Below are 1,629 nucleotides of genomic sequence, written 5' to 3'. Positions count from 1 at the left end.
CCAGGGCCGGGGCGTGCCGGGCCGATTGCGTGCCCGCGTGTCCGACAACAGCCAGATCGCCCCGAAGAGCAACAGCAGCCCGGTGGAAAACTTGGCATAGAGCCCGACGCCCGACACCAGTCCGAGCGCCAGCCACCAGCCCGGCCCACCGCTACGGCCCGCACGCCACAGCAGCCAGCAGATTGCGGCCCAGAAGGGCATCTGCGCGTAATCATGATTGAACTGCGGTGTCGGCCAGCCGAAGAAATACAATGACGGCATCAAAAGCACGGCGGCCAGCGCGCGGGTTCTCCCGAGCATGTCGCGGGCCAGCAGGTAGACGAAGACGAAGGTCGCCGAGACGACAAGCTGGGCGAGCAGATATTGCGGCCAGCGGAACGATCCGGTCAGAAGATGGCTGATCTCGAGCAGCCAGCCGGGGAGCTGCGGATGCTTGTAGGTCAAAAGCACCCATTCGCGGCCCCACATGAAACTCTCGACGACGTCGCCGGGCGGGGCGGCATCGACAAGCGCCGGCATCACGGTCCAGCACAGGATCTGCGTCAGGCATAAAAGCGCCAGGCCGGCTTCTGGATAGCGCGTCAGCCCCGGCCAGATCGACGACTGCCACCAGTCGCCTGGAACAGAACTGCCGACCGGCAGCCAACCGTTCATGGTTTCGTCGATTCGCGTCATGCGGTGGATAAATCACACCGGACGGTTTTACGAACAGCCCAGAACTTGAAGCTTACGAAAATGTATACTTGGCCGACCATGGCAAAACCAAGATTGAGGCAGAGTTTCGCGCCACCATGCCGCCTCTCCCGTCATCACATGCCAGCAAGACAACAATGGAACACGCCATCCCGCAGCACCCTGAACATGCCGGGCATGGCGCCTTGGGCGTGATCGCGGCAGGCGTCGCCTACGCCTGACCGGTTACCGTCCCCAAAAAGCATCCAGGATTTGAAAAATGCGCCACCACCACGCCGTCATTCACTACCGTGCGCTCGATTTCTGGATGGCCCGTGCGGCCGTTCTCGTCATCATCTGCCTGCAGCTTCTGGTCATCAACAATCTCTCATTCGGGCCGCGCTGGGTGGCGCCCGCGCTGGAGGCGGCCCTGCTGCTGCCCTTGTCGGTGGCCACCGCCTGGACGCAGGCCGCCACCCGAAAGGCGGTCGAGGACCACGAGTGGCATGCGATCGGCCAGTTTCGGGTCATGATCCGCAGAACAGCCCTGACCATGACCGCCATCATCAGCATCATCAATTGCGGTTCGCTGGTCCTGCTGGTGCGTGCCTTGCTGGAGGGCCATGCCGGCAGTAGCGGTACGACGCTGCTGATCGACGCGCTCAACATCTGGGTCACCAACGTCATCGTTTTTGCCTTGTGGTTCTGGAGCACCGACCGCGGCGGTCCGCCGACCTGCGGCCTTGTCAAGCTCGCACAGGCCGATTTCCTGTTCGCGCAGATGACGTTGAACGACCGTGAGCTTCGAGATTGGCTGCCCGGCTTCGTCGATTATTTCTTCCTCGCCTTCACCAATGCGACCGCATTTTCGCCGACCGATACCTTGCCACTCTCCCAGCGGGCCATTTTTGCGTTTTGGCCTAATCAAGCCAGAATGTTGACCGCGCGTGCCGCGAC

General features: G+C 62.2%; 3 protein-coding genes. 2 read left to right on the top strand and 1 reads right to left on the bottom strand.

From position 1 onward, the window contains the following. Positions 1–654 (bottom strand): glycosyltransferase family 39 protein (locus tag EN750_RS33315; protein WP_189526640.1); only part of this gene is annotated, 654 nt, incomplete at its 3' end. Positions 655–743: 89 nt separating this feature from the next. Between EN750_RS33315 and EN750_RS39715 the strand changes: the two genes are divergently transcribed. Next, complete coding sequence (locus EN750_RS39715) at positions 744–914, top strand: hypothetical protein (RefSeq protein ID WP_164762750.1); 171 nt, start codon at positions 744–746, stop codon at positions 912–914. 38 nt (positions 915–952) lie between these two features. Then, positions 953–1,629 (top strand): hypothetical protein (locus EN750_RS33310; RefSeq protein WP_127399194.1); only part of this gene is annotated, 677 nt, incomplete at its 3' end.

It is taken from the genome of Mesorhizobium sp. M7A.F.Ca.ET.027.03.2.1 (genome assembly GCF_003999175.1).
GTDB lineage: Bacteria > Pseudomonadota > Alphaproteobacteria > Rhizobiales > Rhizobiaceae > Mesorhizobium.
This window is presented reverse-complemented; position numbering and strand designations above follow the sequence as displayed.